The sequence below is a fragment of the Mesorhizobium jarvisii genome, from assembly GCF_003601985.1.
Lineage (GTDB): Bacteria > Pseudomonadota > Alphaproteobacteria > Rhizobiales > Rhizobiaceae > Mesorhizobium > Mesorhizobium jarvisii.
On the sequence record NZ_QZXA01000002.1, the window covers coordinates 21,301 to 43,606 of the forward strand.

Annotated in this window: 21 protein-coding genes; 18 read left to right on the forward strand and 3 right to left on the reverse strand. The window is 63.7% G+C overall.

The window, feature by feature from the left end; translation table 11 throughout:
* Positions 1–14: 14 nt before the first annotated feature.
* The 11 genes from D3242_RS03945 (at position 15) to D3242_RS04000 (ending at position 10,243) form a co-directional block, all read left to right on the forward strand.
* Positions 15–1,076: an ABC transporter substrate-binding protein gene (locus tag D3242_RS03945; RefSeq protein WP_019859261.1), complete on the forward strand. Its 1,062-nt coding sequence runs from the start codon at positions 15–17 to the stop codon at positions 1,074–1,076.
* Between the two features lie 67 nt (positions 1,077–1,143).
* Entirely contained in the window at positions 1,144–2,013 is an 870-nt protein-coding gene (locus tag D3242_RS03950; protein WP_064983683.1) for an ABC transporter permease, read from the forward strand.
* Positions 2,013–2,801 carry an ABC transporter permease gene (locus D3242_RS03955; RefSeq protein WP_064983685.1) on the forward strand — a complete coding sequence of 263 codons (789 nt, stop codon included), beginning with the start codon at positions 2,013–2,015 and terminating at the stop codon, positions 2,799–2,801. The genes D3242_RS03950 and D3242_RS03955 overlap by 1 nt, the downstream gene beginning before the upstream one ends.
* Complete coding sequence (locus tag D3242_RS03960) at positions 2,801–3,865, forward strand: ABC transporter ATP-binding protein (protein ID WP_064983686.1); 1,065 nt, start codon at positions 2,801–2,803, stop codon at positions 3,863–3,865. Before D3242_RS03955 ends, D3242_RS03960 begins: the two co-directional genes overlap by 1 nt.
* 225 nt (positions 3,866–4,090) lie before the next feature.
* Positions 4,091–5,341: an aconitase X gene (locus tag D3242_RS03970; RefSeq protein ID WP_064983688.1), complete on the forward strand. Its 1,251-nt coding sequence runs from the start codon at positions 4,091–4,093 to the stop codon at positions 5,339–5,341.
* The gene (locus D3242_RS03975) at positions 5,338–5,781 is read left to right on the forward strand and encodes an aconitase X swivel domain-containing protein (RefSeq protein ID WP_064983690.1); all 444 of its coding nucleotides are present in this window, start codon (positions 5,338–5,340) and stop codon (positions 5,779–5,781) included. Before D3242_RS03970 ends, D3242_RS03975 begins: the two co-directional genes overlap by 4 nt.
* A 102-nt stretch (positions 5,782–5,883) precedes the next feature.
* Positions 5,884–6,972: a Gfo/Idh/MocA family protein gene (locus tag D3242_RS03980; RefSeq protein ID WP_064984288.1), complete on the forward strand. Its 1,089-nt coding sequence runs from the start codon at positions 5,884–5,886 to the stop codon at positions 6,970–6,972.
* A 59-nt stretch (positions 6,973–7,031) separates the two neighbouring features.
* The gene (locus D3242_RS03985) at positions 7,032–7,946 is read left to right on the forward strand and encodes a sugar phosphate isomerase/epimerase family protein (RefSeq protein ID WP_064983692.1); all 915 of its coding nucleotides are present in this window, start codon (positions 7,032–7,034) and stop codon (positions 7,944–7,946) included.
* 20 nt (positions 7,947–7,966) lie between these two features.
* Positions 7,967–9,058, forward strand: coding sequence for a fatty acid desaturase family protein (locus tag D3242_RS03990; RefSeq protein ID WP_064984290.1), 1,092 nt, complete (start codon positions 7,967–7,969; stop codon positions 9,056–9,058).
* 29 nt (positions 9,059–9,087) lie between these two features.
* Entirely contained in the window at positions 9,088–9,399 is a 312-nt protein-coding gene (locus D3242_RS03995) for a MocE family 2Fe-2S type ferredoxin (RefSeq protein WP_038652957.1), read from the forward strand.
* Between the two features lie 40 nt (positions 9,400–9,439).
* Positions 9,440–10,243 carry a 3-methyl-2-oxobutanoate hydroxymethyltransferase gene (locus D3242_RS04000; RefSeq protein ID WP_064983695.1) on the forward strand — a complete coding sequence of 268 codons (804 nt, stop codon included), beginning with the start codon at positions 9,440–9,442 and terminating at the stop codon, positions 10,241–10,243.
* Here the strand turns inward: D3242_RS04000 and D3242_RS04005 are convergent, their stop codons facing one another.
* Genes D3242_RS04005 through D3242_RS33445 form a run of 3 tightly spaced genes read right to left on the reverse strand, consistent with a single transcriptional unit; the run spans position 10,244 to position 12,983 of the window.
* Entirely contained in the window at positions 10,244–11,752 is a 1,509-nt protein-coding gene (locus tag D3242_RS04005) for an HAL/PAL/TAL family ammonia-lyase (protein WP_064983697.1), read from the reverse strand.
* Positions 11,749–12,750, reverse strand: coding sequence for an ornithine cyclodeaminase family protein (locus D3242_RS04010; RefSeq protein ID WP_038647870.1), 1,002 nt, complete (start codon positions 12,748–12,750; stop codon positions 11,749–11,751). The genes D3242_RS04005 and D3242_RS04010 overlap by 4 nt, the downstream gene beginning before the upstream one ends.
* Complete coding sequence (locus D3242_RS33445) at positions 12,747–12,983, reverse strand: hypothetical protein (RefSeq protein WP_167470413.1); 237 nt, start codon at positions 12,981–12,983, stop codon at positions 12,747–12,749. The genes D3242_RS04010 and D3242_RS33445 overlap by 4 nt, the downstream gene beginning before the upstream one ends.
* Between D3242_RS33445 and D3242_RS04015 the strand changes: the two genes are divergently transcribed.
* The 7 genes from D3242_RS04015 (at position 12,871) to D3242_RS04045 (ending at position 22,068) form a co-directional block, all read left to right on the forward strand.
* The gene (locus tag D3242_RS04015; RefSeq protein ID WP_064983699.1) at positions 12,871–14,304 is read left to right on the forward strand and encodes a DHA2 family efflux MFS transporter permease subunit; all 1,434 of its coding nucleotides are present in this window, start codon (positions 12,871–12,873) and stop codon (positions 14,302–14,304) included. The genes D3242_RS33445 and D3242_RS04015 overlap by 113 nt on opposite strands.
* Positions 14,305–14,575: 271 nt before the next feature.
* Positions 14,576–15,562, forward strand: a complete 987-nt coding sequence (locus tag D3242_RS04020) for an ABC transporter permease (protein WP_019859243.1) — start codon at positions 14,576–14,578, stop codon at positions 15,560–15,562.
* Positions 15,563–15,649: 87 nt separating this feature from the next.
* Complete coding sequence (locus D3242_RS04025; protein WP_019859242.1) at positions 15,650–16,675, forward strand: sugar ABC transporter substrate-binding protein; 1,026 nt, start codon at positions 15,650–15,652, stop codon at positions 16,673–16,675.
* A gap of 75 nt (positions 16,676–16,750) precedes the next feature.
* Entirely contained in the window at positions 16,751–18,874 is a 2,124-nt protein-coding gene (locus D3242_RS04030) for an ABC transporter permease (protein ID WP_064983701.1), read from the forward strand.
* Positions 18,871–19,926 (forward strand): NHL repeat-containing protein, encoded by a 1,056-nt coding sequence (locus tag D3242_RS04035; protein ID WP_019859240.1) that lies wholly within the window; start codon positions 18,871–18,873, stop codon positions 19,924–19,926. The genes D3242_RS04030 and D3242_RS04035 overlap by 4 nt, the downstream gene beginning before the upstream one ends.
* Entirely contained in the window at positions 19,926–21,422 is a 1,497-nt protein-coding gene (locus tag D3242_RS04040) for a sugar ABC transporter ATP-binding protein (protein WP_064983703.1), read from the forward strand. Before D3242_RS04035 ends, D3242_RS04040 begins: the two co-directional genes overlap by 1 nt.
* Before the next feature lie 238 nt (positions 21,423–21,660).
* Positions 21,661–22,068: a carboxymuconolactone decarboxylase family protein gene (locus tag D3242_RS04045; RefSeq protein ID WP_064983705.1), complete on the forward strand. Its 408-nt coding sequence runs from the start codon at positions 21,661–21,663 to the stop codon at positions 22,066–22,068.
* Positions 22,069–22,306 lie beyond the last annotated feature (238 nt).

Below are 22,306 nucleotides of genomic sequence, written 5' to 3' on the forward strand. Positions count from 1 at the left end.
AGAGAGGAACCAACATGCGCATGCCAAGACTGACTGCTCTCTTGACGGCGACCGCCGTCTTCACCACCGCACTCACGCTGGCCGCCAGTGCCGCCGAAGTGCATGTGCTCAACTGGAAAGGCTACGGCGCCGACGAACCCTGGGCGGTCGCCGCCTTCGAGAAGGCGACCGGCAACAAGGTCGTCAACGACTTCTTCAACTCCGAACAGGAAATGCTGACCAAGATCCGGACCAATCCCGGCCTCTACGATGTGGTCATGATCAACGCCGCCTTCAACGACCAGGCGATGGCGGAAAAGCTGATCCAGCCGATCGATACCTCGAAACTGCCGAACTATGCCGACATCAGCAAGGACAAAGCCGGGTCGCCGATGCTCGACCATGACGGCAAGGTCTATGGCGTGCCATGGGTGTGGGGCCTGACGGCGCTCGCCATCAATGAAAAATCCTTCGACAATCCGCCGACGTCGATCGCCGAAATGTGGGATCCCAAGCACAAGGGCCGCGTCGTCATTCGCGACGACGCCGTCGAGGCGGTGCAGTTCGGCGCTATCGCCACCGGCCAGAACATCAACGACATCAAGGATATGGATGCGGTCAAGACGAAGCTCACCTCGCTGATGCCGCAGATCAAGACCTTCTGGAGCTCGGAGAACGACTGGAACCAGATGGTCGCCTCCAACCAGATCGACATCGGCACCTATTGGAGCGGCTCGGCCGACCGTGCCAAGACGCATTTCAAGCTGCCGGTTTCGCTGGTCATTCCGAGGGAAGGTGCTGTCGCCTGGCTGGATGCCTTCTCCATTCCCGTCGGCTCCAAGAATGTCGAAGGCGCGCAGGCCTTCATCAACTGGATGATCGACCCGAAATTCTACGTCGAATGGGTCACCAAGGTCGGCGCGCCTGTCTCGGCAAACACCAAGGCGGTGGAGGCGCTGCCGCAGGATGCCTTCAACCGCAAGGTGATGGGCGATCCCGAGGTCGCCAAGCGCATCCAGTTCCAGGCGCCGATCACCGATGCCCAGCGCGAGGCCTATCTGGCGCTCTGGCAGCAGCTCAAGGTCGACGTGAAATAAAACCCACGTCCGGACCAGCCGGCGGTTCGCGCCGGCTAGTGCTTTCAATCCTGGGGAGGAGGGTGGCATGGCAGCACAAAGCGCGACCGCATCGCGCAGCGGGTTGAGATCGGCTCTGCCGCTGCTGGCGCCGGCCTATCTCTGGCTGACGGTGGCGATCTTCCTGCCGCTGTCGGCCATGGTTTTCTTCTCCTTCATGACCGACCTGCCGCTGTCGGGAAAGTCCTGGGCCTTCACGCTTGGCAATTATGCCGCCTTCTTCTCGCAGAGCCTCTATCTCACGCTGCTGCTCGCCTCGCTGCGCCTCGGCCTCGAAGTGACCCTGTGGTGCATCGTCATCGGCTATCCCGCCGCTTACGTGCTGGCCAAGGTGCTGAAGGGGCGCAGCCGCGAGGCCATCTTCCTGCTCGTCATCCTGCCGTTCTGGTCGAACGGGCTGGTGCGCATCTTCTCCTGGGCGATGGTTCTGCGCGAAGGCGGCATCCTCGATACGGCGCTCAACGCCGTGCTGCCGTTCAAGATCAACATCGATCTCATGTATTCCTATCCGGCCGTCATCATCGGGCTGGTGCACTCCTACGTGCCCTACATGGTGCTGACCTGTTATCTCACCTTGCAGGCGATCGACGACTCGCTGATCGAGGCCGGGCGCTCGCTCGGCGCCTCGCGGCTGCAGGTGCTGAAACGGGTGATCATCCCGCTGTCGATGCCGGGACTGGTGGCCGGTGCCGCGCTCATCTTTGTCCCCGTCGTGGGCTCATTCATGGAGCCGCGCATCCTCGGCGGCCGCACCGGTACTTTCTACGGCACGGTCATCGAGGACCAGTTCGTCGCCGTGTTCAACTGGCCGCTGGGAGCGGCATTGTCCTTCATCCTGCTCGCCGTCGTGCTGGTCATTCTGGCGATCGCCTCGCCGGTGCTGCGGAGGGCTGCGTGATGGCGACCACCCGAATCCTCGAAGGACTTGGCCGCCTCTACATCTTCCTGCTGCTCGCCTTCCTCTATCTGCCCATCATCATCATGGCGCTGATGTCGTTCAACGTCTCGCCCTTCTACCAATTGCCGTTCGAGTGGACGACGGAATGGTATGCCTCGCTGTGGCAGAACGACCAGCTGATCGCGGCCACCTGGAACAGCCTCGAGATCGCAATCATCACCACGCTGATCAGCGTGGTGATGGGCTCGGCGGCGTCACTGGCGCTCTACCGCTACGAATTTCGCGGCAAGAAGGTGCTGCAGGCGCTGCTGTTTCCGCCGATCGCCATTCCGTGGCTGATCACCGGCACGGCGATGCTGATCTTCTTCTTCGGCGTCGGCATCGGGCGCGGCCTGTTCGCCATCCTGCTCGGCCATGTCGCCTTGGCGCTGCCCTATGTCATCGTCGTCGTCTCGGCGCGGCTGCAGACTTTCGCGCCGGAACTGGAAGAGGCGGCGCGCTCGCTCGGCGCCAATCAATGGCAGGTGACAATGCGCGTGACGCTGCCCTGGATCATGCCGGGCGTCATCGCCGGCGGTCTGTTTGCCTTTGCGGTGTCGTTCGACCAGTTCGTCGTCTCCTACTTCCTGTCGACGCCCGGCCAGACGACGCTGCCGGTCGAGATCTACGCCGCGATCCGCAAGGGTTTCACGCCCGAGATCAATGCGGTCTCGACCATCATCATTGTCGTGTCGATGGCGCTGATGCTGCTGACGGCACGCTTCTTCAAATTCGGCGGAGAGAAATAATGGCCGGCGTGCAGGTATCGAGTGTCTCGCGCAGCTTTGGCGCACACAAGGCGCTGGACGATGTCTCCATCGATTTCGCCGATGGCGGCTTCTACGCGCTGCTTGGGCCTTCAGGTAGCGGCAAGACCACGCTGCTGCGCCAGATCGCCGGCTTCGATTTTCCCGATACCGGCCGCATTTCCATCGGCGGCGAAAGCGTCGAGCGGGTGCCGGTCGAGAAGCGGCGTATCGGCATGGTGTTCCAGAACTACGCACTGTTTCCCAATATGAGCGTCGCCGACAATGTCGCCTTCGGCCTTTCGGTGCGCGGCGAGGCCAAGGCGGTGATTGCAGCGGAAGTGCAGCGCGCGCTCGACCTGGTGCAATTGGGCAAGCTCGGCGGCCGGCGTCCGCACCAGCTCTCCGGCGGCCAGCGGCAGCGCGTGGCGCTGGCGCGCGCCATCGTCACCAAGCCGCGCGTGCTGTTGCTCGACGAGCCGCTCGGCGCGCTCGACAAGGCGCTGCGCGTCGACATGCAGATCGAGTTGAAGCGCATCCAGCGCGAGATCGGCATCACGACCATCTTCGTCACCCATGACCAGGAAGAAGCGCTGACGATGAGCGACCGCATCGGCATCCTGCGCGACGGCAGGCTTGTGCAGGAAGGGCCGCCGGAGGAAATCTACGACCGGCCGAAAAGCGAATTCGCCGCCACCTTCCTCGGCGACGCCAACATCTTTCGCGGCGATACGACCGGCAACGGCATCCGCCTGCCGGACGGCACGGCGATTGCCGCAGGTGCGGGCGCGACGCTTGCCGCCGGCGCCAAGGCGAGCTGCGCCGTACGGCCCGAGCGCATTCGGATTGCCACCGATGCCGGAGCTTCGGATGGCGATGCCAACACGCTGAAGGGTCAGGTTTCCAAGCGCATCTTCGCCGGCAACAACAGCACCTATTTCGTCGAGCGTGACGGCCAGACGCTGAAGGTCATCGTGCAGAACACCGGCGCCGACCGGCTGGCGGAGGGGCAGGACGTGGTGCTGCGCTGGTCGCCGGAGAGCACGGTGTTGATTGCGGCCAATTAGGCCTAAATGGGGGAGGCGGGCGCCCGTCACCCCCCTCTAGCCTGCCGGCCATCTCCCCCGCAAGGGGGGAGATCGGCAGCTTTGGCGCTGCTGCTCTTCCGGCAAAGCTGAAAATTTGCGAAAGCAGAGATGACGGCCAATCTCCCCCCTTGCGGGGGAGATGCCCGGCAGGGCACAGGGGGGTGCTTCCCACCATCCTGTCAGGCATAAGCCCGGAGCATTCCGATGACGCTAGAACTGACCGCACAGGACCAATCCATGCTCGACGGCGAGCAAGGCCCGTCGGCCGCCGCCGCCATGAAAATCCTGGTCGCCTTCTCCAACGCGATCGGCGCGCGCGGCCTGCTCGACATCAGCGGCGCCCATATCGATGGCTGCCTCTATCACGGCAAGGCCGGGCTCGATTTCGTCGAACGGCTGGTCGAGGGCGGCGGGCGGGTGCAGGTGCCGACGACGCTCAATGTCGGCTCGTTCGACCTCATCCATCCCGGCATGGTGAAGATGCCGGCGTCGGAAGAGGTGCCGGCGCGGCGGCTGATGAAGGCGCATCTGGAGCTTGGCTGCCAGGCGACCTTCACCTGCGCGCCCTACCAGACGCGGTTCCGGCCTGAATTCGGCCAGCAGGTCGCCTGGGGCGAATCCAATGCCATCGTCTTTGCCAATTCGGTGATCGGCGCGCGCACCAACCGCTATGGCGACTTCCTCGATTTGTGCTGCGCCATGACCGGACGTGCGCCGGCCTGGGGCCTGCATCTGAGCGAAAACCGGCGTGGCCGCATCCTGTTCGAACTGGACATCGGCGAGGCCGAACCAAGCGACAGCCTGTTCGTCGGCGTCGGGCTGATCATCGGACAAGCCAGTGGCGACCGCATTCCGGTCATATCAGGCCTGCCGCAGCCGCGCGACGAGGATCAGCTGAAGGCGCTTGGCGCGGCGGCCGCGACGACCGGTGCCGTGGCACTGTTCCATGCGGTCGGCATCACACCGGAGGCCAACACACCAGACGAAGCGTTTCATGGCCACGCGCCGGATGAGACGATCCGCATCACCCCAGCAGACATCGATCATGCGCTGTCCAGATTGTCCGGCGTGGCCGACGGGGCGCCACTCGCCGCGGTATCGCTGGGCACGCCGCACTTCTCGCACGAGGAATGGACGCGCCTGTTGCCGATGCTGCGCGAGGCAGCGCCGGGCAGGGGCATCCCGATATATGTCAACACCGGTCGCGCGACGCTGATGCGGCTACAGGAAGAGGGCGCGCTGACCGGCATGGAGGCGTTCGGCCTGATCCCGGTCGCCGACACCTGCACCTATGTCACCTCCATCCTCGAGCGGCTCGACGGCGTGGTGATGACCAATTCCGGCAAGTGGGCGCATTACGCGCCGGGCAATATCGGCGTGACCGTCGCTTTCGCCGAGATGGCGGATTGCATCCGCTCCGCCGCTGCCGGACATGTCGTGCGAGGTGCCTCATGACGCAACCCGTTGCAAAGGACGCCGTCGATCGGCTGGGCACTTTTCAACTCGCCGGTGAGGCCGATGGCCCGGCTTTGGTGTTCTCGCAGCCGCTCAGTTTCTGGGGCGGCATCGACGCCGAGACGGGAGACATCATCGACCATTCGCATCCTGGGCTGGGCAAGAACGTTGCCGGCAGGATCCTGGTCATGCCGAGCGGGCGAGGCTCATCCTCCTCGTCCTCTGTCCTGGCCGAAGCGATCCGCCGGGGCACCGCGCCGGCCGGCATTCTTCTGGAGCGGCCGGACCCGATCCTGGCGGTGGGAGCGATCGTCGCCGAGTTTCTCTACGACATCCATATGCCGCTGGTGGTCTGCGACATTGCGGGGATCGTTTCGGCCGACCGGATCGCGGTCCGTGTCGGTGAGCAGGGCGAGGCGGTCATCCATAAAGCCCAGTAAACGCTGCCCCCGGTGATTGGTGTCGCTGATGGGAAATGATGGGGCCGGCCTTGGCTGACCGGCAAGCCGTGGCGCTATATGCTGTCCTCCAGGGAGGAATGGATGGCAGGCGCGGATTTCGAACCGGATGTGAAGGTTCGCAGCAGGGAATACCGGATCGGCTGCGTCGGTGCGGGCATGATCATGGCCGAATGCCATCTGGCCGCCTATGCGCAAGCCGGCTTCCCGGTGGTTGCGATCGCCTCGCGGACGAAGGCCAGCGCCGAGAAGGTGGCCAGGCGCTGGGATATTCCGATCGTTCACGATACGCCGGAGCAATTGATCGAGGATTCCGAGGTCGAGATCGTCGACCTTGCCTTTCCGCCCGACCAGCAGCCGGCTCTCATCCGTCACGCGCTGAAGCAGCCGCACGTCAAGGCGATCCTGGCGCAGAAGCCGCTGGCACTGTCGGTGGCGGAGGCCGTCGAGCTGCGCGACGAAGCCGCCAAGTCCGGCAAGATCCTCTCGGTCAACCAGAATATGCGCTACGACCAGTCGATGCGCGTCCTGAAGCAGATCATCGACAGCGGTGCGCTGGGCGATATCGTCTTCGCGCAGATCGACATGCATGCGATCCCGCACTGGCAGGCTTTCCTTGCCGACTATGACCGGCTGACGCTTGCCAATATGAGCGTGCACCATCTCGACGTGCTGCGCTACCTGTTCGGCGATCCCCAGGACATCACGACGCAGACGCGCAAGGATCCGCGCACGGCATTCGACCATTCGGACGGCATCACGGTGTCGACGCTGCGCTTCCCCTCCGGGGTGCTTGCCGTTTCGCTGGAAGATGTCTGGTCCGGTCCGCGCGAGCAGGGCTATCGCGACGACCAGCACATCAACTGGCGTGTCGACGGCATCAAGGGCGTCGCCAAGGGCACGATCGGCTGGCCGACCGGCGTCGCCTCGACACTGACCTATGCCTCGACGCAGACGACAGGCGGTGAGTGGGTGACGCCCAGTTGGGACACGATGTGGTTTCCGCACGCCTTCATCGGCGTGATGGAGCAGCTGCAATATGCGGTGAAGACTGGCACGCCACCGGCCCTCTCCGTCGCCGACAACGTCAAGACCATGGCGCTGGTCGAGGCCGGCTACCGCTCGATGGCGCAAGGCCGCACCGTCAGGCTTTCCGAAATCTCGACCAACTGAAATACGCGACCACGCAATAAGCGTGGTGGCTGAATCGCTTACCGGGAGGAGTTCACATCATGATGCAGGCGGGGATCTTCACCGGCTACTTTCCCTACGAACTCGACGAGTCCGCCAGGCGCATCCGCGCACTCGGCTTCAACACCGTACAGCTCGACCTGCATTTCCGGGATATCGATCTCACGGCCGGGCAGATCACCAGGGACAAGGCAAGGACCGTGCGCGACACGTTCCGCGCTCACAATCTGCCGGTCTGCTGCATCTCCGGCTACACCAACATCATCCATCCCGATAAAGCCGAGCGTGAGAAACGCGTCGGTTATCTCAAGGAGATCATCCGCAACGCACGCGAATTCGGTTCGCCCTACGTGATCTCGGAGACCGGGACCTACAACACCGAGTCCGACTGGGTGCATCACCCCAGGAACAAGATCGAGGAAGGTTTCGAGGAATGCCGCAAGGTGATTTCGGATCTTGCCCAGACCGCCTATGACCATGGCGCGGTCTTCCTGCTCGAAACCTACGTCAACAATGTCGTCGGCTCGGTCGAGGAGACGGTGAGGATGTTCGCGCAGGTCGACCATCCCGGCCTTGGCCTCTTGATGGACCCGACCAATTACTTCGAGGCGCACAACATCGACCGCATGGATCAGGTGCTGAACCAGGTGTTCGACACGCTGACCGACAAGATCCGGATCGCGCATGCCAAGGATGTGAAGCGCTCAGGCAGCGACAAGTCGGAAAAGCACGCCGACATCGGCGACCAGGACGCGCATGAGGGACTGACGTTCCGTGGCGTCGGCGAGATCGAATTGCCGGCGCCTGGCCTCGGCTCGCTCAACTATGATCTTTACCTGAAGCGGCTCAGCGAAAAGCACCCGAACATCCCCGTCATCATCGAGCATCTGACCGAGGATGACGTGCCGCGCGCGAAAACATTCCTCGACGGAAAATTCCGCGCCAACGGCCTCTAGGTGCCGCGCGGGAGGTGACGATGACGACGGCCAAGACAAAGCGCGATTACAGCCTGGTCGGCGAAAGCACCCGGGCCGCGATCGAGACCGGCCTGGCCTCGGCCGAATGGTACCACACAGACGTGCCGCGCAAGGCGATGAAGGAATTGATGCAGCGCTCGGACGGTCCGGCGATCCGCGACACCATCATCTGGCTCGCCGCCATCCTGGGCTCGGCCGCCGGCATCGTCTGGTTCTGGGGCTCGTGGTGGGTGGTGCCGTTCCTGTTCGTCTATGGCGTGCTCTACGGTTCGTCGAGCGACTCGCGCTGGCACGAATGCGGCCACGGCACGGCCTTCCGCACGCGCTGGATGAACGATCTCGTCTACCACATCGCCTCCTTCATGCTGATGCGCAATCCCGTGCAATGGCGCTGGAGCCACGCCCGCCACCACACCGACACCATTATTGTCGGCCGCGACGCCGAGATCGCGGTCATGCGCCCGCCCGACCTGTTGAAGGCGGCACTGGCCTTCACCGGCATTCTCGATTTCCGCTATTCGCTGCCGACGCTGATGCGCCAGGCCTTCGGCACGCTGTCGGAGGAGGAGAAGAGCTATATCCCCGAGATGGAGCAGCACAAAGCCGTCGTCGTCGCCCGCTGGCACATGGCCGTGTATGTTGCGACGATCGCTTTCGCGATCGCGCTGGGGTCATGGATCCCGTTGGTGCTGGTCGGCCTGCCGCGCCTCTACGGCACCTGGCACATGGTGATGACCGGCCTGCTGCAGCATATCGGCCTTGCCGACAATGTCGTCGATCACCGGCTCAACACCCGCACCGTCTACATGAACCCGATCAGCCGGTTCATCTACTGGAACATGAACTACCATGTCGAACATCACATGTTCCCGATGGTGCCGTATCACGCGCTGCCCAGGCTGCATGATCTGATCAAGCACGATCTGCCCGAGCCGAACCCGTCGATGTGGCATGCCTATCGCGAGGTCTGGCCGGTGCTGCTCAGGCAGCTGAAATACGAAGATTATTACCTCAAGCGCGAATTGCCGCGGACGGCGAGGCCCTATCGCGGCGAGTTCCACGAGGTCGATATGTCGCCTGCGGCCGAATAGCGATCGCGAATTTTTTGCAGGAGACCGAGATGGCCGATTGGGTTGAAGCCTGCGCGGTGGACGATGTCGAGGAAGAGGACGTCATCCGCTTCGACCATGGCGGCCGCAGCTTCGCGGTCTACCGCTCGCCCGACGACGAGTTCTTCGCCACCGACGGGCATTGCACGCATGAGAAGGCGCATCTGGCCGACGGGCTGGTGATGGACGACATCATCGAATGCCCCAAGCACAATGGCCGCTTCAACTACAAGACAGGTGCCGCCAAGGGCGCGCCGGTCTGCGTTAATCTCGTGACCTATCCGGTCAAGATTGAGGCCGGTAAGGTGATGATCCAGATTTGACGCGCGGCAACCGATCCAGCATCACAAAGGGGACGTTTTCATGAGCCGAAAGAGACCGACCGTCGCCGATCTGCGCGCGATGAAGGGCAAACGGCAGCTGACCATGCTGCGCGTGCTCAACCTGGACGAGGCGCAGGCCGCCGAGCGGGCAGGGGTCGATATCGTCTCGGTACCGCCCGAACTGGTGCTCAACCCTGAGTATCGCGATGCCGCGCCCAGCCTGTTCACCATGCCGGGCGAGAATTTCTTCGAGATCGGCACGGCGGATGATTTCGTGCGCTGGGCCTTCCGGCTCTACAAGGCAAGCGCCGACGCGGTCTATTGCAGTGCCGGCTACGCCACGATCAAACGCATGGCGGACGACGCCATTCCCGTCATCGGCCATGTCGGCCTCATTCCGTCGCGCGCCACCTGGACCGGCGGCTTCAAGGCGGTCGGCAAGACCGCCGACACCGCCCTCCAGGTCTTTGAGGCGGTGAAGCAGTTGGAGGCCGCCGGCGCTGTCGGCGCCGAGATCGAAGTGGTGCCGGTCGAGGTCGCCAAGGCGATCTCGGAGCGCACCTCGCTGATCATGCTGTCGATGGGGGCGGGCACGGGCTGCGACGCACAGTACCTCTTCGCCGACGACATTCTCGGCCAGAACCGGGGCCACATGCCGCGCCACTCCAAGGTCTATCGCAATTTCGCCGCCGAGTATGACCGGCTGCAGGCGGAGCGGGTGGCGGCGTTCTCCGAATATGTCGCCGACGTCAACAGCGGCGCCTATCCCGAGGACAGGCACATCGTGCACATGGAGCCGGCCGAGCTCAGCCTGTTCATGAAAAGGGTAGACGCAAGGAGCTGATCATTCGGTTTCTTTGCTGACCGCCGCAGCGCCTCGCCACGCTCCATCGGCGAGCATGGCGTGGAGCACCTCGGCGTCGTTCCCCAGCGGCCGGTCGTCTTTCAGCATCGATACATGCGCGCGCACCGCCGCATAGATCGCGCCGGTGCGCGGCGCCAGCGTCAATCCCTCACGCAGGTCGACGGCCTGGGCGGCGGCCATCAATTCGAAGGCGATCAGCCGCCGCCACAGCGCGATCATTCCGGCGCATTTCGAAACGGCGAGGGGCGACTGGGTCGCGTGGTCCTCGACGCCTTCCGAAACGGGCAGGAAGTCGAGCATCACCGGATTGGCCTTGTGGCGGATGGCAGCCAGGATCGATGTTGCCGTCTTCTGCAGCGGCACAAAACCGGCCGAGGCACCGCCGATCGGCGACAGATATTTGGTCAGGCCGTTGCGGCCTGAACCGGTGAGCTGGATGAAGCGGGCGACGCTCGCGGCGGCGCATTGCGCGATGGCCAGGCCGAGCGTCTCGAAGGCAAGCGAGAGTGCGGCCGTGTGGAAATTGCCGGTCGACATCACCAGTTCGTCGTCGCCGATCACCAGCGGGTTGTCGGCGGCGGCGTTCAGTTCGATCTCGACAGCACTCTTTGCCTGGCCGATCGCCTCGATCAGCGCGCCGTGGATCGACGGCATGCAGCGGATCGACAGGGGATCCTGAATGGTGGTGGGCGCCGGCATCTCGTCGCGGGCGAGAAGGTCGTGCAAGGCCTTCGCCGCCTCCTGCTGTCCGGCAGCCGGCCGCGCCATCTGCAGGCGTGGATCGAGGATGGTGCGGTTGGCGCCAAAACCTTCCATGGTCAGCGCGCCGGCCTGCTGCTGCTGGGCGAGCGCCGACAGCGCATCCGTGATCGCGAGGGCGCCGCTGCCGGCGGAGACCGCCGAGGCGTTGATCAGCGACAGTCCGTCCTTGGGAGCCAGGCTGATCGGCGCGAGGCGGGCCATCATCAGCGCCTTGGTCGCCGGCATGCGCCGGCCCTGATAGTCGGCTTCGCCTTCGCCGATCAGCAGGCGGGCAAGCGCGGTCATCAGCACGAGGTCGCCGGCGCCGATCGAGCCGAGCGACGGCATCACCGGATGGACGCCGGCATTGAGCGCGTCGACCAGAGCGACGAAGACCATGGGCGACAGGCCGGAGCCGCCGGCCGACAGCATCGAGGCGCGGGCGACCATCGTGGCCCGCACGGCCTCGACCGGTAGAGTTTCGCCGACCGCGCCGCTGCGGCCCTGCAGCAACTGGCGCTGGAAGGCGCTGGCGTCGCCTTCGACGGAGGTGCCAAGATTGGCGCCAAGCCCGGTGTTCAGGCCGTAGATCTGCTGGCCTGAGGCGGCGGCCTGGTCGAGCACTTTTCGCGCCTTGTCCAGCTTGCCGATGACATCGGGTCCGATCTCCACCTTGCGCGCCTGGCGGGCGACGGTGGCGACATCACCGACACTGACGCCGGCTCCGGCTAGGACGAGCGCGCTCATGCGAAACGCAGCCTCTGGCCGATGCCTTTTTCTCCTGCCTTGGCGAGCATCGCCTTGCCCAGCGCAATGTCGGAGAGCGACAGGCCGCGATGCCAGAACAGGATGGTCTCGTCGTCGCTCTGCCTGCCTGGCTTGAGGCCGGCGGCGATCTGGCCGAGCTCGGCATGCAGCGTCTTTTCGCTGAGCCGTCCGGTCTCGACATGGGCGCGCAGCGAGCCGAACTTGCCGCCCTTGCATTGGCCCCAGTCGTCGACGACCATCTTCTGCATGATGTCGGTCAGCGACAGCTCCACCGCGCTCATCGTGCCATAGGGCACGACCAGCGCGCCGGGCTTGATCCATTCGGTCTTGAGCAGCGGCTGCGGCTCCGGCAGCCGTGAGGCCTCGACGACGATGTCGGCGCCTTCGACGCAGCTTTTCCAATCGGCTACGGCCGTGACTGTCTTGCCGAGATCGGCGGAGAGTTTTGCGGCAAAACCGTCGCGGCTTTCCGGTCGGCGCGAATGGACGCGGATCTCGTCGAAATCGAAGAGATGGTCGAGCAGCCGCACATTCCAATAGGCGGTGCCGCGCGCGCCGATATGGGCGAGCACCTTCGAATTCTTGCGCGCCAGATGCTTGGCGCCGATCGCGGTGAGCGCACCAGTGCGCATGTCTGTGATGACGGTGGCGTCGAGAATGGCGCGCGGCGTGCCGGTGCGCGGATCGAACAGATTGAGGATGCCGAATTCCGAGGGCAGGCCGTGCAGATAGTTGTCGACATAGTCGCCGACGATTTTCACGCCCGCCGTGTCGAGCGGCGCCACATACCCGCGCAAGACGTTGAAATGGCCGTGGAAGGATGGATCCGGTTCAAGATGGACGCGCGGCTCGATCACTGTCTGGCCCTTGCCCTGGGCGACCAAGCCCGCCTCGACGGCGGCGATGATTTCGCCATCGGTCATGGCGAGCGCTTCGATGTCGAGGGCATTGAGATAGTCGATATAGATCGGCTTCATTTTATGCGCGCACTTTCCTCGATCACCCCGTTCATCCCATAGCAGGCCGCGGCGCGACACGAAAGTTTGTTGCGCTGTGTCTGGACGCTGCCGGCTAAATGCTGTTCAAACCGGATCGACATGACTGCCATTCCCGAGACTGAAGCCTTACCCGAAACGGCCACAAATGCGCGGCGCGTGGCGCTGATCGTCGCAATCGCTTTCTTCATGCAGCTGCTGGATTCGACGATCATCTCGACCTCGCTGCCGCAGATGGGGGAATCCTTCCGTGTGCCGGCCGTGGCAATGAGCATCGGCATCACGGTCTACATGCTGACCATGGCGGTGTTCGTGCCGCTGTCGGGCTGGCTCGCCGACCGTTTCGGTGCGCGCAACATCTTTCTCGTGGCGATCGCGCTGTTCACGCTGGCCTCACTTGCCTGTGGCTTTTCGGGAAATCTGACCCAATTTGTCGTCGCTCGCGCCGTGCAGGGGCTGGGCAGCGCGCTGATGACGCCGGTGGGCCGCATTCTCGTCCTGCGCAATGCGTCGAAATCCGAGTTGCTCAACGCCACCGCGCTGATCACCTGGCCGGCGCTGTTTGCGCCGGTGGTCGGTCCGGTGCTTGGCGGCTTCATCACCACCACTCTGTCCTGGCACTGGAATTTCTTCATCAATATCCCGCTTGGGCTGGTTGGGCTGGCACTGGTTGCCCGCTTCATCCCGGGCGATCGCGAGGCCGATCCCAAGCCGCTCGACTGGCTCGGGTTTTTCCTGACCTCGCTCGGGCTCGCCTGCCTGCTCTACGGCCTCGAGCGCATCGCGCACCCGGAAGATGGCATGCTGCCGACAGTGGCGCTGATCGCGGCGGGCATCGTCATCGGCTGGCTGGCGGTGCGGCATCTGCGGCGCGCTCCGCATCCGCTGCTCGACCTCTCCTCGTTCAAGGTGCTGACCTTCGCCATCTCGACGCTCGCCGCCGGCACCATATTCCGGGTGGCGATCAACGCCACGCCCTTCCTGCTGCCGCTTTTGTTCCAGCTCGGCTTCGGCCTCTCGCCCGTCGATGCCGGCTTGATGATCCTGGCCTATTTCCTCGGCAATCTCGGCATGAAGACGGTGACGACGCCAACGCTGCGGCGTTTCGGCTTCCGTTCTGTGATGGTGGTCAACGGCATCATCGCCTCGGCCTCGATCATGGCTTGCGGGGTGATCTCGCCGCAGACGCCGCAGGCACTGGTGGTGGCGCTGATGCTGATCGCCGGCCTGTCGCGCTCGATGCAGTTCACCGCGCTCAACACGCTGGCCTTCGCCGATATCGAAGCCGCGCAGCGCAGCTCGGCGGCGACGTTGTCCTCGATGCTGCAGCAGGTGGCGATGCTGTTCGGCGTCGCCGTGGCGGCGGCGATTCTCAATTTGTCGCAGATTGCCAGGGCGCAGCCGGCGCTCGACCTCGTCGATTTTCGAATAGCCTTTTTCGTGATCGGCGCCATCGGGCTGGTCGCGGCGCTGCGTTTTGTCGTCCTGCCGCCCGGCGCTGGCGCCGAGGTTTCCGGCCACGCGCCGAGGAATTGAGAATCGGATTTTCTCGCCTGAAGCGGAGATAAATTCCGCCTCATCCTTTCGCCTTGATGCCGCACTTTCGCGAATGGCTGCGATGGCGCAATCGATTGCCAAAAATGCAGGATTTTCCGAGCATTGCACCAGTTTTGGCAATCGATGCGTCCACTCGGCGAATATCGGCATATGGCCACGTTCTGAACGCGGATTCATTTGACGAACCGGCGCAGAGCCGATTAGCTTTTGCTTTCGGGATGGCAGCGCTGCCATCGGGGCAAATGCAGACATGAATGCGATCGGCTGGCTAAATCTCAGGAGCCTGAATCAGGAAGGCATTGTCTTTGCCATCGCAGTGGTGCTGTTCGTTGCCGCTGCCATCGGCCTGCCGGGCTTCATCGACCCCAACAACCTCGTCGCTATCGTCAGATCCGTGTCGGTGCTGGGCATTCTGGCGCTCGGTATGGCGGTCGTCATCATCGGCCGCGGCATCGACCTGTCGGCCGTGGCGATCATGGCGATGTCGGTCGCATGGTATCTGCAACTGCTCAACACCGGCACCTCGGACGGGCTGGCCTTCGCCTATGTGGTGGCCGGCGTGCTCGCCATCGGCCTGCTCAACGGCTTTCTCGTCGCCTATGCCGACGTGCCGGCGATCTTCGTGACGCTGGCAACCGGCTCCTTCGTCTTCGGCTATGTGCGCTCGCAACTGATCACGCAGGACGCGGTTCCGGTGCCGCAGGGCCATTGGGTCGAACTGCTCGGCGGCCTGCGCTTTCTCGATATCCCGATCGAGGTGTTCGTCTTCGCCGGGCTGGCTTTCCTGTTCTTCCTGTTCCTGCGCTACACCAAATGGGGCCGCTACATCTATTTCGCCGGCGACAATCCGGTCGCCGCGCGCAACATCGGCATTCCGGTGCGGCCGATGCTGGTGCTGCGCTACGTGCTCTCCGCTTTCGTGGCGCTGATCGCCGGCCTGCTGACGGCGTCCAGCCTGCATTCGATCAACACGCGCGTCGTCAATTCGACGCTGCTCTACGACATCGTGCTGGTGGCGGTGATCGGCGGCATCGGCCTGTCCGGCGGGCGAGGCGGGGTGCGCAATGTGCTGGTGGGGGCGGCGCTGATTGGCATCCTGCTCAATGCCATGACCATCATCGACATTCCGCTGCTCTACCAGAACCTGATCAAGGCGGCGATCCTGCTCGGGGCCATCATCGTCGACGGCATCATCAATCCGCGCGACGAGCAGACCGCGCAACAGGGCGACATTTAGAGCAGATGGGCTAGCCCATCTTGCTCGGGGTACCCGGCGCGATCGCGACGATCGGCCGGCAATGAAAACCGAACCAGAGGATGTGACATGAGACTGATCAAGACATTTATGGCCGCAGCAACGGCGCTCGCCGTTACTGCCTTCGTGGCGCCGACCTTCGCCGCCGACGATCCGGGCCCGGCGGCCTACGCACAGGCGCTCAAGGGCAAGCGGGTCATGCTGGTGCCGCTGGCGATGGGCTTCGACCTGGCGCAAGGCTGGGCGCACTATCTGAAAAAGGAGGTCGAGGCCTGGGGCGGCACCTTCGAGACGCGCGATCCGAACTGGGTGGTCGACGCCGGCGCGCAGGCGATCACCGATGCCATCTCGTCCGATACCAGGCCCGACGTGCTGATAATCCACGCCCCGGACCTCAACTCCTATTCCAAGCTGATGAAGAAGGCGCAGGCCGCCGGCACCTATGTGCTTCTGGTCGACAACCCCGCCAACTTCCCGGCCGACGCCTTTGTCGGCAGCGACTGGGACCGGCTGGGCCAACTCGAGGCCGAAGCAGCGATCAAGGGCTGCGGCGAGAATTCTTCCAAGAAGATCGGCCTTGTGCAGGGTGATCAGGCGAACTCCTCCAGCCTCTACCAGTATGCCGGCATCATGAAGGTGCTGGACAAGCATCCCGACTTCAAGGTGGTCGCCAAGCCCGACTCCAACTGGGACGCGACGACCTCCCGCAACGTGACGACCACGATGCTGCAGCAGAACCCGGACATCTGCTCGATCATCGATTTCTGGGACGGTGACGCCACCGGCGCATCCGCCGCGATCCGCGACGCCAAGCTCGACGGCAAGGTGTTCCTGGTCACCACCGGCGGCGGTGAAAAAGCCGCCGATTGCGACAAGCTTCAGGACGGCACCTATGGCGCCGTGGTGATGACCGAGCTTGCCCGCCAGTCGGGCGACATGAACGCCATCATCAAATTCCTTCTGCAGAGCGGCCAGCCGGCCGGAACCTCGCACACCTATATCTACACGCTGGAGAAGGCGACGACCAAGGCCGACCTCAAACCCGACAGCTGTTGGGATCTGAAGGCGCTACAGGCAGAAGCGGCGGCGAAATAAGCTACGCGGTCGAATAGACTCCACGAGGTGGCCGGATCAGTTCGGCCACCTCTTTCTCATAAGCCACGGCAGCCAATGTCCTTTCGCGAACGCCTCCAATCCTGGCGCTACAATCTCGTGCCCGACCATCTGGTCGGCGAGATCCTGACCAAACGCTGGACCGACAACGCCATTCCGTTCCTGGCACTGGTGGTGACATTGGCGAGTTTCGGCTCGATCATTCCCGGCTTCTTCAAGCTGAACGCGCTGCAGGAATCGACCCGCCAACTCGGCGAATTCTCCATGGTCGTCACCGGCATGACGGTGGTGATGCTGGGCGGCGGCATCGATCTGTCGGTCGGCTCGATCTTCGCGCTGTCGTGCTTCTCCGCCGTCTATGTCTTCTTCATCCTCGAACAGTCGATCTGGCTGGCGATGGCCGCCTCGCTCGCCACCGGGCTGATCTTCGGCGCCATCAACGGCTACCTCGTCGGCTACCTCAGGCTGCGCGCCTTTCTCACCACGCTGGTCACCTTCATCTTCGGCCGGGCACTGTTCGACATCCTTGTCACCACCTATGCCGCCGACGTGCAGCTTTCGACGGCCACCTCGGATGTGCTCGACTTCATCGGCGACAGCACCTTTTGGGGCCTGTCGGTCTCGGTGTGGCTGGCCATCATCCTCGCCATCGTCACCCATATCGCACTGACGCGGTCGCGGCCCGGCTGGCATGTGCTGGCGGTCGGTGGCTCCAGGCGCTCGGCGCACAATGCCGGCATCCGCGTGCGCCGCACCGTGTTCATGACCTATGTCTTTTCCGGCTTCTGCTCATCGATCGGCGGTTTTCTCATCGCCTGTCGCCTGAGCGGGGCAGGGCCGGGCACCGGCCTCAACCTCGAGATCATGGCGCTCACTGCGGCGGTGGTCGGCGGCGTCAGCCTGGGCGGTGGGCGCGGCTCGGTGATCAAGGGGCTGATGGGCGCCATCATCGTCCTGACCATGACCAACGGGCTGATCCGGCTGGGCTACGGCACCGGCACCAACCAGATGGTGCTCGGCATCATGCTGGCGGCGGCGGTGACCATCGACATCCGCTGGCTGAAGAACCGCCACAAGGTGCTGAATGAAGTCTATGTCGCGCCGGTTTATCTCAAGATGGGCGAGACACAGTCGGCAGTGCCGGGCTCCGGCACGCCTTACGAACTCGACAACCGGCTGTCGGCGGCCGACCATATCGGGCTTGGCGAACTGGAAGGGCCGGAGGACGTCATCCTCGACCGCGACGACCATCTCTATTGCGGCACCCGCCATGGCGAGATCGTCCGCTTCTTCGCGCCCGACTATGTGAAGTCGGAAGTGTTCGCCCATATTGGCGGCTTCCCGCTGGGCCTGGCCTTTGACAAGACAGGCAATCTGATCAGCTGCGTCGGCGCCATGGGGCTCTATTCCGTCTCGCCGCAGCGGGAGGTAAAACGCCTGACGGCCGAGACCGCGCGCTCCTGGACCTCGATCGTCGACGATGCCCGGCTGCGCGATCCCAACGATTGCGACATCGCGCCGGACGGCCGCATCTATTTCACCGATTCGACCAAGCGCTACGACGCGCATGACTGGGCGCTGGATTCGATCGAAAACCGCGCCACCGGCCGGCTGCTGGTCTATGACCCCAGGGACGGCTCGACCAAGACGCTCCTCGACGGCTACCGCTACACCAACGGCGTGTGCATGGCGCATGACGGCAAATCGCTGTTCTTCGCCGAAAGCTGGGCCTGCCGCGTGCATCGCTACTGGCTGGAAGGGCCGAAGGCCGGCACCGCCGAATGCGTCATCCGCGACATGCCGGGCTATCCCGACAACATCAACCGGGCCTCGGACGGCAATTACTGGATGGCGTGGCTGGGCATGCGCACGCCGAGCTTTGATCTCTCGCTGCGCCATCCCGACATGCGCAAGCGCATGACGCGCCGGCTGCCGCAGGATGAGTGGCTGTTCCCCAACATCAACACCGGCGGCGTGGTGAAGTTTACGGAGAAAGGCGGCATTGTCGAGGCGCTGGGCGACCTCTCCGGCGACGCGCATCCGATGGTCACCTCGATGCGCGAGCATAGGGGATATCTCTTCGTCGGCGGCATCCTCAACAACCGCGTCGGCCGCTACAAAATTTCAGGCGCCGACCCGAACTGGACCAGCCCCGCTTCCTATTGGGGAGCTAAGCCATGATCCTCGATCCGATCCTGGACATCTTTCGCGGCAAGGCGGTCACCATCCCACCGATGGATGGCGCTTTCCGGCCCAACACGCGGCTGGACGAGGCGCCGGCATTTGCCGAGCTGAGCGAGCCCGACAATCTGCTGGTCTCGGGTGATCGGCTGCTCGCCTCCAGCGGCAACGCCGTCTATTCGCTTGCAGCCGGAGCCGAGCCCAAGGTGATCGACACCTTTCCGTCGCCCATCACGGCGCTGGCGCTGTCGCCATCGGGTGACCTGACGGTGGCGCTCGAAAGCAGCAAGGTGTTGATATCCGGCAAGGAGGTTTCGCTGCCGGCTGATCTCAGCTGCATCACCGCACTTGCCTATACCGAGGACGGCACGTTGTGGCTGGCCAATGGTTCGGCCGCGCATGCGCCGTCGCAATGGGCGGCCGATCTGATGAAGAAGGGTGCGTCCGGTTCGCTTTGGAAGCGGGACGCCACGGGCGGCGCGTTCCGCAAGGTGGCCGGCGATCTCGCTTTCCCCTATGGGCTCCATCCAATCGGCCGGGACGTGCTGGTCAGCGAAAGCTGGCGCCATCAGCTCATCCGCTTCGACGGCGCCACCGGCAGCCACTCGACGGTGCTGACGCATCTGCCTGGCTATCCCGCGCGGCTTGCGCCGGCCGGCGATGGCGGCGCCTGGCTGGCGCTGTTTGCGCCGCGCAACCGGCTGATCGAATTCGTGCTGCAGGAAACGCACTACCGGCAGGACATGATCGACCAGGTGCCGCCGGCCTACTGGATCGCGCCGGCGCTCGCCTCCAACCGCAGCTTCCTCGAGCCGCTGCAATGCGGCGGCATACGCACCATGGGCATCCACAAGCCGTGGTCGCCAAGCCGTTCCTACGGGCTGGTGGTCCGGCTCGACGCGAAGATGCAGCCGCAGTTCAGCCTGCACAGCCGCGCCAACGGCACACGCCATGGCATCTGCAGCGTGGCGGAAAAGGACGGACGGCTGTTCATCGCCTGCAAGGGCGGCGACTGCGTGCTGGCCGTCGACCTCGTTTCGGGAGGTTTTTGATGGAACCGATCGTCCGCCTGGAAAACGTCACCAAAAACTATCGCGGTGTGCCCGCGGTCAAGAATGTCAGCTTCGAGCTGCGCAAGGGCGAGATCCACGCGCTGCTTGGCGAGAACGGCGCCGGCAAGTCGACGCTGACCAAGATCATCGCCGGCGTGGTCGACGCCACGTCGGGCAAGATGTTTCACAAGGGCCGTGAGATCGCCTACGCCTCGCCGCATGCCGCCCTCGAGGCCGGTATCGCCATGGTGTTCCAGGAAACCAGCCTGGTGCCGTCGATGACGGTGGCGCAGAACCTCTATCTCGGCACTGAAAAATTCCTCAACCGGCTGCGCGGCACGTATATTTCAGCACAGCAATTCCTGCAGTCGCTGAATTTCCCCGTCGATCCGAACGCCATGGTGGCGACGCTGGGCGCCGCCAAGCGGCAGATGGTTGAGATCGCGCGCGCCGTGCACCACAATGCCGAGATCATCATCTTCGACGAGCCGACGGCGACGCTGACGCCGGAAGAAAAGCGCCACTTCTTCGCGCTGATCCGCCGGCTGAAGGCGAGCGGCGTCTCCATCGTCTTCATCAGCCACGCGCTGGAAGAGGCGCTTGCCATTGCCGATCGCATTACCATTTTGCGCGATGGCGAACTGGTCATCACCGACGACACGTCGGCCTTCGACCGCGACAAGATCGTCGCCGCCATGGTCGGGCGCACACTATCAGGCCAGATCTACCGCCAGCGCGACGAGGCCAAGCTGCGCAAGGCCGGAAAGAAAGTGCTGTCGGTGCAGGACATTTCGATGAGCAATGTCGTGCGCAACAATTCCTTCTCGATCTTCGAGGGCCAGATCACCGGCGTGTTCGGGCTGATCGGTTCCGGGCGAACTGAGACCTTCAAGATCGTCTCGGGCATCTACAAGCGCGATTTTCTGCGCGGCGGCGCGATCGAGCTCGACGACAGGCCCGTGCGCTATCTCGTGCCGAGCGAGGCTGTGGCCGACGGCATCGTCTACGTCACCGAGGACCGCAAGAGCGAAGGCATTTTCGAGACGATGGGCATTGCCGAAAACCTGTTCGGCGGGCTGCTCGCTGCGGGCCGCGAAAAGGCCTGGGTGATCAACCAGCAGGAGATGCGGCAGCTTTCCGCCGAATGGACGAAGACGCTCAACATCAAGGCGATCAACGACAATGCCCGCGTCGTCGAACTGTCCGGCGGCAACCAGCAGAAGGTGGTGATCGGCAAGGGGCTGGTGCAGCAGCCGCGCATCGTCATCTTCGACGAACCGACGCGCGGCGTCGACGTCGGCGCCATCGCCGAGATCCACCAGATCATCAACCGGCTGGCGGATGAGGGTCTGGCCGTCGTGGTGATCTCGTCCTATTTGCCGGAGATCATGAACCTGTCGGACCGGATACTGGTCTGCCGACAGGGCCGCATCGTCGAGGAGTTTTCGCCGGCGGAGGCGACGGAGGAGAAGATCATGTACGCGGCCGTGCATTGAGGTGGCGGCCGGTGCCTACGTCGACAGTCGGCCGAGTCGCCTCTCCCTTCGTCATCCACGGGCGGAGCAAGGAGCGTAGCGACGCGGCGCAGACCCCTGGAGCTGCTCCGCAGCCCAAGGGATCCATGCCGGGACTCAGGTGCGCCGTCACGGTGCAGCATACTACTCCGCTGCAGCTACCTTTGCTCGAGACCTGATTCAACGACCTAGTCCATCGATTCAACGAAGGAAAAACACCATGGCCACGACAAGACTCCTCAGCGATGCCGAGGTCGAAAAAATCCCGGCGGTGAAGGCCGTGTTCGACGACATCAGGTCGACTCGCAAATCGGATTTCGTCAACAATTTCTGGCGCGGGCTGGCCAATGACCCGGCGTCGCTGAAGCGGGTGTGGGAGCAGCTGAAGGCGGTGATGGTGGCCGACAGCGCCATCGATCCGCTGACCAAGGAGATGATCTACATTGCCGTCTCGACCGCCAATGGCTGCTCCTACTGCGTCCATTCGCACACGGCCGCGGCGCGTGCCAAGGGCATGACCGATGCACAGCATGGCGAACTGATCTCGATCATCGGGCTGGCGTGCCAGACCAACCATCTGGTGACGGCGATGCAGATCCCGGTTGATCCGCAATTCGAGGTGAAGTGAGCATGATCTCCAGCCGCGCGTCACAAGATTGTGAGCGCGGCCAATGGGTCGCGTATCGACGGTAAGCGGCTGAAATCTTTTCGATTTCCGCGTTGTGGCGCATGCCTCTGGCGCACTTCGACGACCGTTTCCCGCAATTGCACGATTTATCCCAGCCGCTGTTAAGGAAGTGACATGGAACGGCACTAAGGAAGCCCCTATGCGATGCCGCTTGCCTGGGGGCGCGGCTGCATGGTGG